This window comes from Microbacterium sp. W1-4-2, from assembly GCF_058349885.2.
The window spans coordinates 87,100-99,043 of the sequence record NZ_JBYRJC020000002.1 but is presented as its reverse complement, the minus strand read 5'-3'; the positions used below and the strand labels follow the sequence as shown (position 1 = coordinate 99,043).

The window sequence follows — 11,944 nt, the reverse complement described above, 5'->3', positions numbered from 1 at the left end:
CGGTACCGGACCGCGCTTATAATGAGCCGTACAACCACGGGAGTCCGGTGTGCCGGGCTGAGAGGGAGCGAACACGCTTCGACCGTCGAACCTGATCTGGGTCATGCCAGCGCAGGAAGGAGAGATCATGCACGCATCCGTGTCCGCCTCGAGGACATCCGCCCGCCGCTTCCAGTGGCGCGTCGTCGACATCGTCGTGGCGAGCGTCGTCGGCGTCGCCGCAGGCGTCGTCTTCTGGCTGTGGGGGCAGGCCTGGACCCCGCTGTCGACCGCGCTGTCGTTCCTGCCGGGCCTGGACGGACTGCTCGCCGGCGGCTGGCTGTTCGCCGGCGTGCTCGGCGGCCTCATCATCCGCAAGCCCGGCGCCGCGTTCTACACCGAGGTCGTCGCCGCCGTGGTCTCGATGGCCGTCGGCACCCAGTGGGGCCCCGAGACGTTCATCTGGGGCGTGTTCGAGGGCCTGGGCGCCGAGATCGGCTTCGCGATCCTGCTCTACACGAACTGGCGTCTCGTGGGAGCGCTGGTCTCGGGCGCGATCGCCGGGCTGTCGACCGCGATCCTCGACACCAACTTCTCGTCGATCGCCGCGCAGTCGTTCGAGTACCGGTCCATCTACTTCGTCGCCGCGATCGTGTCGGGCGTCGTGGTGGCCGGGCTCGTGTCGTGGCTCATCGTGCGGGCCCTCGCCGCCACCGGTGCGCTCGACCGCTTCGGCGCCGGCCGCGAGGCCCGCGCGCACGAGGCGGACGACCCCGACGCCGCCTGAGGCGCGGCGTGACCGAGACCCTTCGCCCCGCCGCGGTCGCGGCCCGCGGCTGGGGCTGGCGCCACGCCGGCCGCCGCCGCTGGGCGGTGGCCGGGCTCGACCTCGACATCCCGGCGGGGCAGCGCGTGCTGCTGCTGGGCGCGAGCGGCGCCGGCAAGTCCACGCTCATGCAGGGCCTTGCCGGCGTGCTCGGCGACGAAGAGGACGGCGAACGCACCGGAGAGCTGCTCATCGACGGCGTGCCGCCGCAGGCTGCGCGCGGCAGAAGCGGCCTGGTGCTGCAGGACCCCGATGCGCAGGTGGTGCTCGCCCGCGTCGGCGACGACGTGGCGTTCGCGTGCGAGAACCTCGCCGTGCCCCGCGACGAGATCTGGCGCCGAGTGGACGCGGCCCTCGCCGCGGTGGGCCTCGGCCTCGGGCGCGACCATCCGACCGCGAAGCTGTCGGGCGGACAGAAGCAGCGCCTCGCCCTGGCCGGAGTCCTCGCGATGCGGCCAGGACTCGTGCTGCTCGACGAGCCCACCGCGAACCTCGACCCCGCGGGGGCCATCGAGGTGCGCGACGCCGTGCTGCGCGCGACCAGCGGGGCGACGCTCGTGGTCGTCGAGCACCGGGTGGGCCTGTGGGTCGACCACGTCGACCGGGTCATCGTGCTCGGCGAGGCGGGGCTGCTGGCCGACGGCGCACCCGCCGACGTGTTCGACCGGTACGGCCGCGACCTCTCCGCGGCCGGGGTATGGGTCCCGGGCGCCGAGCCGTGGCGCTCGTCGCGCGAGCGGCCCGGCGGCCCCGGACTCGCCCTGCTCGACGCGACGGACCTCGCGGTGGGCCGCCGTGCGTTCGGGAACCGGATGCCGCAGGTCGCGGCATCCGGCATCTCGCTGTCGGTCGCATCCGGCCGCGCGCTCGCGGTGACCGGCCCGAACGGCGCCGGCAAGTCCACCCTCGCGATGACGCTCGCAGGACTCCTGGACCCGGCCGGCGGAATCCTCGCCGCGACGGACGACCTGCGGGGAGGGCTCGTGCCCGAGCCCGTGCGCTGGAAGTCGCGGCAGCTGCTGACCCGCATCGGCATGGTCTTCCAGGAGCCCGAGCATCAGCTGCTGACCGGGCGCGTGCGCGACGAGCTCGCCGTCGGCCCGCGCGCGCTCGGAATGGGCGACGCCGAGGTCACCGCGCGGGTCGACCCGCTGCTCGAGCGGCTGCGCCTCACACGCCTGGCCGCCGTGAACCCGTTCACGCTCTCGGGCGGCGAGAAGCGGCGACTGACGGTCGCGGCATCCCTCGCCACCCGGCCGCGCGTGCTCGTGCTGGACGAGCCGACCTATGGGCAGGACGCCCGCACCTGGCGCGAGCTCGCCGATCTCATCGACGAGGTGCGGGATGCCGGCACCTCGGTGGTGTTCGTCACGCACGACCGGGACCTCGTCGACGCGCTCGCCGACGACGAGCTGCGTCTGGGCGGCGTCGCGGTGCCGGGAGCGGCCCGATGAGCGTCTTCGCCGTGGACCCGCGGGCCCGCGTCGCGTCGTTCAACGCGGTCGCCAAGCTCGCAGCCACCCTGGTGCCGACCGTCACGCTGCTGCTGTCGATCGACCCCGTCTCGGCCGGCGTGACTCTGGCGCTGGTGCTCGTGCTGATCCCGTCGTCGGGGCTGTCGGCCCGGATGCTGTGGCTGCGCGCCTGGCCCCTGCTGATGGCCGCCGTGCTCGCGGGTGCGGCGACCGTGCTGTACGGCCGTGCGGCCGGCGACACGTACCTGCAGTGGGGGCTCGTGCACGTCAGCGACGGGTCGCTGCAGCTGGCCCTGGCGATCCTGCTGCGGGTGCTGGCGATCTCGCTGCCGGCGATCGTGCTGCTGTCGACCACCGACCCCACCGACCTCGCCGACGGGCTGTCGCAGCTCGTGCACCTGCCCGCGCGGTTCGTGGTCGGGGCGCTGGCGGGGCTGCGGCTGGTCGGGCTGCTCATCGAGGATTGGCGCGAGCTGTCGCTGGCCCGCCGAGCCCGGGGAGTGGCCGACGCGGGACGCATGCGCCGGTTCTTCGGGCAGGCCTTCGCCCTGTTCGTGCTCGCGATCCGGCGCGGCACGAAGCTCGCGACCGCGATGGAGGCCCGCGGGTTCGGCGCCCCCGGCGCACGCACGTGGGCGCGGCCGTCGGCGCTGCGCCCCCGGGACGGGGTGCTGCTGGCGATCGCGTTCGCGGTGGCCGCGGCATCCGTCATCGCCGCCGTCGCCGCCGGCACCTGGACCTTCGTCTGGGCCCTCTGACCGCACGATTGCGCCGCCCGTCCGGCATGCCCCTGCTGGCACGGGGTCGCCTCGTCCGCAACCCCCTTGTCGGGCGAGGCGACTGCGGCGTACCGTCCGGACCATGGAGAACACGAAGGCCGGGCTCCTGCAGACGCTCGACACACGCGACATCGGCCGGTTCTACATCTATCTGGCCATCCTGGCGACCATCGGCGGGTTCCTGTTCGGGTTCGACTCCTCGAACATCGGCTCGGCCCTGGTCTTCCTCCCGTTCAAGCTCGGACCCGTGGCGATCGGTCTCATCGTCGCCGGCGCGTCGCTGGGCTCGTTCGTCGGGGCACTCGCGGCGGGGCCGCTCACCGACAGATTCGGCCGCAAGTCGCTGCTGCTGGCGGACTCGGCCCTGTTCGCGATCGGCTCGCTCATCTCGGCGTTCGCTTTCGAACCGGTCACGCTGACCGTCGGGCGCCTGATCATCGGCATCGCAATCGGCGCGGACTCCGCGATCGCGACCGCTTACATCTCCGAGTTCGCGCCCAAGCGACGGCGCGGGTCACTGGCCATCATCCAGCAGTGGATGATCACGATCGGCATCCTCGCGGCCTATGTGATCGCGGTGATCGTGCTGGCCATCGCGCCGGGCGCGGCATCCACCGTCGACTGGCGGATCATGCTGGGGATCGGCTTCATCCCGGCGATCGTGTCGCTGGCGATGCGGGCGCGGATGCCGGAATCCCCGCGCTGGCTGCTCGAACGCGGCAAGGAGGAGAAGGCGCTCAAGGCCTTCCACACGCTCGGGATCGATGCGACGCCCGAGCAGGTGCATGCCGAGTCGAAGGTCGTGGTCAGTGAGAAGGAGCGCGTGGACGCGCGCACGAACTGGACCAAGCCGGTCAAACGCGCCCTGGTGATCGTGTGCGTCTTCTTCATCCTGCAGCAGATCACCGGCATCAACGTGGCGTTCTACTACGGACCGCATCTGCTCGAGCCGTACTTCGTGCACCCGGGCACCCCGGCGGTGCAGGCCGAGATCTTCGGCGTCATCGCCGCGGGCATCCTCGCGGTCGTCAACGTCATCGCCACGTACTTCGCGTTCCGCTTCATCGACAGCGTGGGCCGGCGGCGGCTGGCGATCGGCGCGTACATCGGCATGGCGGTGTTCCTGCTGGTCGGGTCGTACGGCGCGTCGTTCATGTCGGGCGTGCCGCAGCTGATCGTCGTCATGGTCGGGTTCGCGCTGTTCATCGCGTGCTTCGCGATCGGCATCGGCGGCACCGGCTGGCTGCTGCAGGGCGAGGTGTTCCCGACGTCGGTGCGCGGCCGCGCATCGGGCATCGGTGCGGCGGTGGACTGGCTGGCCAACTACGGGCTCGTGCTTGCCTTCCCGATCATGCAGGTGGGTCTCGGCCTCGGCTGGGTGATGATCATCTTCGCCGCGCTGTGCGTGATCGGCGTCTTCTTCGTCTACTTCTTCCTGCCCGAGACGAAGGGGCACTCGGTCGAAGAGATCGTGCGCCTGTTCGAGGGTCCGGTCAACCGAAAGGATCCGTCGCAGCCGTCTCAGCCCTCGATGCAGGCCTGAGCAGACCGGGGCGAATCAGGTCGCGTTCCACAGTTCGCGGTAGTACGTGATCCGCTTCCGGTCGGGGGCGACGCCATAGGCCTCGATGAGCGCGTCCTCCCATCCCGGCCCGTAGTTCCACTCGGTGCTCATGGACGCCACCGCGATGTCGGCCCAGCGGTCGGCGACGCCCAGTGACCCCAGGTCGACATGCGCGATCGGGCGGCCGGCGTCGTCGAGCAGGGTGTTTGGGCAGCACGCGTCGCCGTGACAGACGACGAGCAGGTCGGCCGGTGCGGGAGTGCGCAGGGCATCGGGAACACGGATGCCGCGGCTCGCGGCATCCTGAATCCGCTGGTCGACGCCCCACCCGAACGGGCATCCGTCGACCGGCAGCGCATCGTGCAGAGCCCGAAGTCCCCGCCCGACCGCGCGCACGGCGGTTGCGGGATCGGCGATCCAGCGCGGGTCGACCGCCGACCGGCCGTCGATGGCCGCGGTCACGAGCCACGTGTGTTCGTCGTCGCCGCCGGTCTCGAGCACGCGCGGCACCGGGGTGAAGCGTCCCGCCCAGGCGAGCCGCTCCGCCTCTGCGGCGACATCGAGCTCGGGGTGCCGCGGCGCCCATTTGATGTAGCGGCCGTCGTCGGTGCGGAACGTTACGCCGCCGAGGTCGTTGCGCCACACCGCCTCAAGCCCCGTGCCGTGCGCGAGAGCGCGCACGGCGTCGGGTACCGGCGCGGGATCGAGGGGGATCGACACGGCTCCATCCTGCCTGTCGGCGGGCCGGCGTGCGAGAATGTGGCAGGCGGCTCGGGTACTGGGATCCGGGCCCAAGGGATCAGTCGGCGTCTCGGCGCCTCGGGGTGAGCGTGAAGAAGCGGTTCTGGCGGCGTCCGGTCGTCTGGGTGGGTATCGGTGTGTTCGCCGTGACGCTGGCGATCGCCGCCGGCGAAGCGGGGTCGGGGCTGACGGCGACGACGATGACGCCGGCGGATTCGAGTTCGAGTGCGCAGACGGTGAGTCCGACCGCCACGGCCGCACCGGTGGCATCCACCCCCTCGCCCACGCCGACACCCACACCCACGGCCACCGCGGCGCAGCCGTCGCCCACCGCGTCGAACGCGCCGGCGGCCAAGGGTACCGCGCTCGCGCTGCTGCGGACTCTGCCGGTGAAGGGGCGTGCGCCCAAGACCGGCTATGACCGCCCGGTCGTGTTCGGGCCGGCGTGGAAGGACGTCGACCGCAACGGGTGCGACACCCGCAACGACATCCTGCGCCGGGACCTCACGCACGTCACGATCAAGGCCGGCACGCATGGATGCCTCGTCCTGACCGGCACGCTGCGCGACCCGTACACGGGCACGACGATCGCGTTCCGGCGCGGGCAGGGCACCTCGAACGCGGTGCAGATCGATCACGTCGTCGCCCTCATGGACGCCTGGCAGAAGGGCGCGCAGCAGCTGAGTCAGGCCCAGCGCGAGGCGCTGGCCAACGACCCGCTGAACCTGCTCGCGGTCGACGGGCCGACCAACGAGCGCAAGGGCGCGGGGGATGCCGCGACCTGGCTGCCGCCCGTCAAGGGCTATCGCTGCGCCTATGTCGCACGCCAGATCACGGTCAAGGCGAAGTACCGGCTCTGGGTGACCGCGGCCGAGCGCGACGCCATGGCGCGCATCCTGAACACGTGCCCGCAGCAGAAGGTCGCCACCGCCGGCACCATCGCCCTGATGCCGAACGCCGTGTCCACCACGGCGCCGCGCAGTGTCGCTCCGGCCCCGACCGCGTCCACGGCGCCGGCTCAGCCGAAGGTCGTGCACCCGGGGTCGTTCTGCGCACCGGTGGGCGCGACCGGGGTGACCGTCAAGGGCACGCCGATGAGATGCACCCTGAAGTCCGGCGATACCCGCGCGCGCTGGCGCAGCGCCTGACGCTGCTCTCTCGTGCGCCGAGGACAGCGATTGGCCGGGCCCGACCTGGCCGTGCGGGTTCACAGTCTTCGGAGAATGGGATGAAGTTCGGACGGATCTGGCGGAATCGTCCGAACTTCGCGCGATCCTCCGAACTCTGTGAGTGCGCGGGCGGCGTCGCGCCGGCGGGCGGCGGTCAGGTCAGCAGCGCGTCGCGCACGAGCGGGGCGTGGTTGTGCTCGGTGTCGTGCATCGCGTACAGCAGCGTGACCACGTCGTGCCCGGCGATCTTCTCGCGCAGCGCGTCGACGGCGGCCCGGTTGGCGGCGAGCTCCGCCTTGTACGCCCGGACGAAGTCGTCGTACGGCATGCCGTCGTGGTGGAACGCCTTTCGCAGCTCGGCGCTGGGGGCGACGTCCTTGTCCCAGAGGTCGACGTCCGCCTTCTCCTTCGAGAGTCCGCGCGGCCAGAGCCGGTCCACCAGCACCCGGAAGCCGTCGGATGCCGCGGGCTCGTCGTAGACGCGCTTGGTGAGGATCTGCATATGCACAGTCAACACCCGCGGGCACTACCCTGGGACTGACGCGGCGAGCGTGAGACGCAGTCTCGCGTAAGCTGGCACGCAATGCCGACCGAGAGCCGTTCGAAGGAGAACAGATGGACATCACCGGAGCATCCGCCCTCGTCACGGGGGGAGCGAGCGGTCTGGGTCTGGCCACCGCCCGCAGCCTCGCCGCCGACGGCGCGAAGGTCACGATCGTCGACCTGCCGACCTCGGCGGGCGCCGAGATCGCCGCCGAGCTGGGCGGCACGTTCGCCGCCGCCGACGTCACCGACGCCGAGCAGGTCGCCGCCGCCGTCGAGTTCGCCGCGGCCGCCGGTCCTCTCCGCGTCGTGGTCAACTGCGCGGGCATCGCGCCGCCGGCCAAGGTGCTCGACCGCGAGGGCAATCCGTCGCCGCTGGCCGGGTTCGCCAAGATCATCCAGGTCAACCTGATCGGCACGTACAACGTGATCGCGCAGGCCGCGGCATCCATCGCCAAGACCTCCGCCACCGACTCCGGCGACCGCGGAGTCATCGTCAACACCGCCAGCGTCGCCGCGTTCGACGGGCAGATCGGCCAGCCGGCGTACTCGGCGAGCAAGGGTGGCATCCACTCCATGACGCTGCCGATCGCGCGAGAGCTCGCGCGGTACGGCATCCGGGTGTGCACGATCGCGCCGGGCATCATGGAGACGCCGATGCTGGCCGGGCTCCCCGAGGCGGCGCAGGCCTCGCTCGGCGAGCAGGTGCCCTATCCGCAGCGGCTGGGCCGGCCCGACGAGTACGCGCGGCTGGTGCGCGCGATCATCGACAACGGCTACCTCAACGGCGAGACGATCCGCCTCGACGGCGCGATCCGGATGGCCCCGAAGTGAGCGATCCCATCCTCTTCCGCGTCGACGGGGGCCTCGCCCGCATCACGCTCAACCGTCCGGAGCGCCTCAACGCGTTCAACGCCGAAGGCGCGCGGGCCTGGGCCGAGATCGCGCGCGAGGCGACGAGCCGTGACGACGTGGGGGCGATCGTGCTGGATGCCGCGGGCCGCGCGTTCTGCGCGGGCGGCGATGTGCGCGACATGGCCGAGAAGATGGGCTCGGGCGCCGACATCGCCTCGCTGGCCGAGGTGATCAACACCGGCATCCGGGCACTCGTCGAGTCGCCGATCCCGGTGGTCGCCGCGGCCCACGGCACGACCGCGGGCGGAGGTCTCGGCATCCTGATGGCCAGCGACTACGCCGTCGTCGGCGAGGACTCGCAGATCGGCAGCCTGTATGCGAACGTCGGCCTGACGCCCGACCTGTCGGTGACCGCCCAGCTCGCGCGCGCGGTCGGTGAACGGCGTGCGCTGCAGCTCGTGCTGCAGGATCGCATGCTCTCGGCCGGCGAGGCCCTGGAGTGGGGCCTGGTCGCCGAGGTCACCGCCCCCGACGCCGTCGGCCTGCGCGCGGAGGAGATCGCGCGCTTCTGGCTCGCCGGAGCGCACCGCGCATACGGGCAGGCCAAGCGGCTGGTGCGCTCGCAGCGCAGCCGCACGTTCGCCGAGCAGCTGAGCGAAGAGGCCCGTTCGATCGGGGCCGCGTTCGACACCCCCGAGGCGCAGGCGCGCATCCGGGCGTTCACCCAGAAGCGCTGAGCGGCGCACCGCCCCCACCCCGGAGGAATGACCATGACCGACAGAGCCCTCGCCGGCAAGACCATCCTGATGTCCGGCGGCAGCCGCGGAATCGGCCTGGCGATCGCCCTGCGCGCCGCGCGCGACGGCGCGAACATCGCGCTGCTGGCCAAGACCGACACGCCGCACCCCAAGCTCGAGGGCACAGTGCACACCGCGGCTGAGCAGATCCGGGCCGCCGGCGGCAATGCCCTGCCGATCGTCGGCGACGTGCGCAGCGACGACGACGTGTCGGGCGCGGTGCTGAAGACCCGGGGCGAGTTCGGCGGCATCGACATCGTGATCAACAACGCGAGCGTCATCGACCTTTCGGGCTCGCTCGAGCTCACCGCCAAGAAGTACGACCTGATGCAGGACGTCAACGTGCGGGGAACGTTCATGCTCTCGCGCGCGGCCGTGCCGGTGTTGAAGGATGCCGCGAACCCGCACATCCTGTCGCTGTCGCCGCCGCTGAACATCACGCCGCGCTGGCTGGGCGCGCATACCGGGTACACGCTCGCGAAGTACGGCATGACGATGGCCACCCTGGGCCTTGCCACCGAATTCGCCCCCGACGGCATCGCCGCCAACACGCTGTGGCCGCGCACCACGATCGCCACGGCGGCCGTGCAGTACGCGCTCGGCGGCGACCGGATGATGAGGGTGAGCCGCACCCCCGAGATCTACGCCGACGCGGCGTACGAGGTCATCACCCGCCCGGCCCGCGAGTACACCGGGCAGATGCTCATCGTCGAGGACGTGCTGGCCGCGGCCGGGGTGACGGACTTCTCCGGCTACGCCGCCGTGCCGGGCACCCCCGACGAGGCGCTGTTCCCCGACATCTTCCTGGACTGAGCCGTCGCACCCGGAGGCTGAGTGCGCGCAGGCGGGTGGCGTGGGCGGGTCCTGGGGCCGGGTAGCGTAGGCGGGTGATCCTCCCCGACCTGACCGCGCTCGCATGGGTGGCCCTGGTCGCCGGGGCGGCGATCATCGGACTGTCGAAGGCCGCGCTGCCGGGTGCCGCCACGCTCGCGGTCGCGCTGTTCGCCGCCGTGATGCCCGCGAAGCAGTCGACGGGCGCCATCCTCATTCTGCTGATCGTCGGGGATGCCTTCGCGCTGTGGGCCTATCGGCGTCACGCCGACGTGCGCACCCTCATCCGGCTCGCGCCGGCCGTCGTGGCGGGGTTGGTGGGCGGCGCGGTCTTCTTGGCATTCGCGTCGGATGCCGGGGTGCGCCGTATGATCGCGGTCATCCTGCTCGTGGTGGTGGGCGTCACGCTGTGGCGCCGCCGGCGCAGCACGCACCGCGCCCGCGTCGCGGAGTCGTCGGGACAGGACCGCGCCGCGCAGTCGGCTCGTTCGCACCGGGTGGCGGCGGCGGTCTACGGATCGTTGGGCGGCTTCACGACCATGGTCGCCAACGCCGCAGGACCCGTGATGTCGATGTACTTCCTGGCGTCGCGGTTTCCGGTGCAGGCCTTCCTGGGCACCTCGGCCTGGTTCTTCGCGATCGTGAACGTGTCGAAGCTGCCGTTCTCGGTCGGACTCGGCCTGATCACGCCGATGAGCCTGATGCTCGATCTCATCCTGATCCCGGTCGTGGTCGCAGCCGCTTTCGGTGGGCGGAGGCTGGCGGGCCGCATCAGTCAGAAGCTGTTCGACCGCATCATCATCGCGCTGACGATCGTCGGGTCGCTGTACCTGCTGGTCTGATGCGAGGGATGTCCGGCCACAGGTCCGTCACACCAGGCCGTGCCGGGCGAACGCCGCCCACAGGCCGTCTTCGGCGACCGTGCCGGTGATCTCGTCGGCGACGGCGCGCACGTCGGCCGTGGCATCCCCCATCGCGATGCCGACCCCCACCGTCTGCAGCATCTCGATGTCGTTCATGCTGTCGCCGATCGCGATCGACGACGACACCGGCAGGCCGAGATGTTCGAGCAGCATCGCGATCGAGGTGCCCTTGTTCATCCCGCGCAGGCTCACCTCGCCGCCGGAGGAATCGAGGTACGGGATCGATCCGGTGATCACGTGGAACCGCTCGCCCAGCCCGTCGCGCGCGATGCGGTAGGCGTCGGCATCCATCCCGAGGAACGTCGCCTTGGCGATGTTCTCCACGGGCGCGGCGCCGCGGTACGCGAAGGCCTTCGTCAGCCGGGCGACGCGGTCGTCGGGCGCCGTGGCCGCCCGCGGATCGGATCGCATGCGCGCGAAGGTGGGGCCCATGCGTTCGAGCAGGCCCGCGCTCGGGTAGGCGTCGTCGTACGCCTGCAGCGTGTACTCCAGGTCGTTCGCGGTGAAGAACGCGACGAGCTCGGCGACGTCGGCGGGTGCCATCGTGCGGGCGAGCAGCAGCGTGCCGTCGGACTCGACGAATCCGCCGCCGGCCGAGATCACGCCGTCGAAGCCGACCTCCAGCACGTGGGGGAGGATGCCGGCCCGCGCGCGTCCCGTGCACACGTACACGCGGTGCCCCGCCGCCCGCGCCCCGCGCACCGCGGCCACCGCCGAATCGGGCAGGTGCTGCGCGTGGTCGACCAGTGTTCCGTCGATGTCGAGGAACACGATGCGCGGCGAGCTCATGGCCGGAGTCTACGGCGCGCCGCCGACGCGGCATCCCACTGCCGCCTGCTCTCGTCTTCCGCGCCCGGGATCAGACCCCGTACTCGGCGCGGACGACCTCGCGCAGCTGCGCGCTGCAGGCGGCCACGGTGGCCCGCCAATCGGTGATCGCGCCGTCCTGCGCGCGGTCCGAGACCGCCTTCAGCACCCGGATCGGCACGCCGAACCGCTCGGCGACCCAGATGTACGCGTACGTCTCCATGTCGACCAGGCGGGCGCCCAGCGGCAGGATCGCCTGCACCGCCTCGGCGTCGTCGACGAAGTGGTCGCCGGTCGCGATCGTGACCGCGCCGGGGCGCGCGTCGCCGGGCACGACCACGCGGGACGGCAGTGACACGTGCTGGCCGACCACGCCGTCGATGTCGGTGACGTCGTGCTGGATCGCCGCATCGACGTCGTACACGGCCGGGTCCAGGAGCGTGTCGATCGCGCCGGCCGTCCCGACGACGAGGATCTCGTCGTACGCCTTCGCGTCGAGCGCGCGGGTCAGCGCGTGGGCGGCCTGCAGCTTGCCGGGTCCGGTCACGAGCCGGTCGAAGCCGGGCAGGTCGTCGGGGAACGCGACGAGTTCGGCATCGAGTGCCGCGACGAGAAGTCTCACCGGACCATTGTTCCAGCAGGCGGGATGCCTCGC

General features: G+C 71.7%; 13 protein-coding genes and 1 riboswitch. Of the genes, 9 read left to right on the top strand and 4 right to left on the bottom strand.

The features are described from left to right. Positions 1–26 precede the first annotated feature (26 nt). Positions 27–135, top strand: a riboswitch (TPP riboswitch). The 4 genes from AC3RX0_RS08275 (at position 128) to AC3RX0_RS08260 (ending at position 4,602) form a co-directional block, all read left to right on the top strand. Then, the gene (locus tag AC3RX0_RS08275) at positions 128–766 is read left to right on the top strand and encodes an ECF transporter S component (RefSeq protein ID WP_491505502.1); all 639 of its coding nucleotides are present in this window, start codon (positions 128–130) and stop codon (positions 764–766) included. (Overlaps the previous riboswitch by 8 nt.) Before the next feature lie 8 nt (positions 767–774). After that, a complete protein-coding gene (locus AC3RX0_RS08270) occupies positions 775–2,259 on the top strand; it encodes an ABC transporter ATP-binding protein (RefSeq protein WP_491505501.1) in 1,485 nt (494 codons plus the stop codon). Next, on the top strand, positions 2,256–3,038 hold the full coding sequence (locus tag AC3RX0_RS08265; RefSeq protein WP_491505500.1) for an energy-coupling factor transporter transmembrane component T family protein: 783 nt from the start codon (positions 2,256–2,258) through the stop codon (positions 3,036–3,038). Before AC3RX0_RS08270 ends, AC3RX0_RS08265 begins: the two co-directional genes overlap by 4 nt. Before the next feature lie 103 nt (positions 3,039–3,141). Further along, a complete protein-coding gene (locus tag AC3RX0_RS08260; protein WP_491505499.1) occupies positions 3,142–4,602 on the top strand; it encodes a sugar porter family MFS transporter in 1,461 nt (486 codons plus the stop codon). Between the two features lie 15 nt (positions 4,603–4,617). On the opposite strand, the gene AC3RX0_RS08255 is transcribed toward AC3RX0_RS08260, so the two are convergent. Continuing rightward, entirely contained in the window at positions 4,618–5,343 is a 726-nt protein-coding gene (locus AC3RX0_RS08255) for a phosphotransferase (protein WP_491505498.1), read from the bottom strand. Between the two features lie 104 nt (positions 5,344–5,447). Between AC3RX0_RS08255 and AC3RX0_RS08250 the strand changes: the two genes are divergently transcribed. Next, positions 5,448–6,512 (top strand): HNH endonuclease family protein, encoded by a 1,065-nt coding sequence (locus AC3RX0_RS08250; RefSeq protein WP_491505497.1) that lies wholly within the window; start codon positions 5,448–5,450, stop codon positions 6,510–6,512. A gap of 175 nt (positions 6,513–6,687) precedes the next feature. Here AC3RX0_RS08250 and AC3RX0_RS08245 read toward each other — a convergent pair whose 3' ends face one another. Further along, on the bottom strand, positions 6,688–7,035 hold the full coding sequence (locus tag AC3RX0_RS08245; RefSeq protein ID WP_491505496.1) for a DUF488 domain-containing protein: 348 nt from the start codon (positions 7,033–7,035) through the stop codon (positions 6,688–6,690). Positions 7,036–7,148: 113 nt separating this feature from the next. Here AC3RX0_RS08245 and AC3RX0_RS08240 point away from each other — a divergent pair, with 113 nt between their 5' ends. The 4 genes from AC3RX0_RS08240 (at position 7,149) to AC3RX0_RS08225 (ending at position 10,401) form a co-directional block, all read left to right on the top strand. Next, positions 7,149–7,910, top strand: coding sequence for an SDR family NAD(P)-dependent oxidoreductase (locus tag AC3RX0_RS08240; RefSeq protein WP_491505495.1), 762 nt, complete (start codon positions 7,149–7,151; stop codon positions 7,908–7,910). Continuing rightward, complete coding sequence (locus AC3RX0_RS08235; RefSeq protein ID WP_491505494.1) at positions 7,907–8,668, top strand: enoyl-CoA hydratase/isomerase family protein; 762 nt, start codon at positions 7,907–7,909, stop codon at positions 8,666–8,668. Before AC3RX0_RS08240 ends, AC3RX0_RS08235 begins: the two co-directional genes overlap by 4 nt. A 33-nt stretch (positions 8,669–8,701) precedes the next feature. Further along, positions 8,702–9,541, top strand: coding sequence for an SDR family oxidoreductase (locus tag AC3RX0_RS08230; RefSeq protein WP_491505493.1), 840 nt, complete (start codon positions 8,702–8,704; stop codon positions 9,539–9,541). 77 nt (positions 9,542–9,618) lie between these two features. Then, on the top strand, positions 9,619–10,401 hold the full coding sequence (locus tag AC3RX0_RS08225) for a sulfite exporter TauE/SafE family protein (RefSeq protein WP_491506327.1): 783 nt from the start codon (positions 9,619–9,621) through the stop codon (positions 10,399–10,401). 27 nt (positions 10,402–10,428) lie between these two features. On the opposite strand, the gene AC3RX0_RS08220 is transcribed toward AC3RX0_RS08225, so the two are convergent. Together AC3RX0_RS08220 and AC3RX0_RS08215 are read right to left on the bottom strand one after the other, a co-directional pair. Further along, positions 10,429–11,271, bottom strand: coding sequence for a Cof-type HAD-IIB family hydrolase (locus AC3RX0_RS08220; RefSeq protein ID WP_491505492.1), 843 nt, complete (start codon positions 11,269–11,271; stop codon positions 10,429–10,431). A gap of 70 nt (positions 11,272–11,341) precedes the next feature. Next, positions 11,342–11,911, bottom strand: coding sequence for a phosphorylase family protein (locus AC3RX0_RS08215; protein WP_491505491.1), 570 nt, complete (start codon positions 11,909–11,911; stop codon positions 11,342–11,344). Positions 11,912–11,944 lie beyond the last annotated feature (33 nt).

What these genes read in the sequence shown, in the direction of transcription:
- AC3RX0_RS08245 (WP_491505496.1), bottom strand. Translation starts at nt 7,035, where the DNA reads ATGCAGATCCTCACCAAGCGCGTCTACGACGAGCCCGCGGCATCCGAC.
- AC3RX0_RS08260 (WP_491505499.1), top strand. Translation starts at nt 3,142, where the DNA reads ATGGAGAACACGAAGGCCGGGCTCCTGCAGACGCTCGACACACGCGAC.
- AC3RX0_RS08240 (WP_491505495.1), top strand. Translation starts at nt 7,149, where the DNA reads ATGGACATCACCGGAGCATCCGCCCTCGTCACGGGGGGAGCGAGCGGT.
- AC3RX0_RS08220 (WP_491505492.1), bottom strand. Translation starts at nt 11,271, where the DNA reads ATGAGCTCGCCGCGCATCGTGTTCCTCGACATCGACGGAACACTGGTC.
- AC3RX0_RS08275 (WP_491505502.1), top strand. Translation starts at nt 128, where the DNA reads ATGCACGCATCCGTGTCCGCCTCGAGGACATCCGCCCGCCGCTTCCAG.
- AC3RX0_RS08265 (WP_491505500.1), top strand. Translation starts at nt 2,256, where the DNA reads ATGAGCGTCTTCGCCGTGGACCCGCGGGCCCGCGTCGCGTCGTTCAAC.
- AC3RX0_RS08230 (WP_491505493.1), top strand. Translation starts at nt 8,702, where the DNA reads ATGACCGACAGAGCCCTCGCCGGCAAGACCATCCTGATGTCCGGCGGC.